The following is a 305-nucleotide window of genomic DNA, read 5'->3' as shown; positions in this document are numbered from 1 at the left end:
AACGGCAGCAGACTCCGCGACCGCTGCGTGCTCGAGCACAGTGTTTTCGACATCGGTAGGACCGACCCGATAGCCTGCCGTGATAATGATGTCATCATCACGTCCTGAAAACCAATAGCTGCCGTCACTATGACGCTCGACCACGTCGCCTGTCAAATAGTAATCTTCAAAAAACGCTTGTTTTTCATTCCAACTATAGCCTCGGAAATAAAACGCAGGCGACTGACTGACCACGACTGCCAATTGTCCTTGCTCACCATCGGGCAATACTTGCATATCATCATCGAGCACTACCAGCGTATGCC

Annotated in this window: 1 pseudogene; it reads right to left on the bottom strand. The window is 50.8% G+C overall.

The features are described 5' to 3' along the window. Positions 1-305: pseudogene (locus AAEY72_RS14400) on the bottom strand (AMP-binding protein); the annotation flags it as partial.

The sequence above is a fragment of the Psychrobacter sp. W2-37-MNA-CIBAN-0211 genome, from assembly GCF_040309405.1.
Lineage (GTDB): Bacteria > Pseudomonadota > Gammaproteobacteria > Pseudomonadales > Moraxellaceae > Psychrobacter > Psychrobacter glaciei.
Note: the sequence above shows the minus strand (reverse complement) of the source record. Positions and strands in the feature narration are given on the sequence as shown.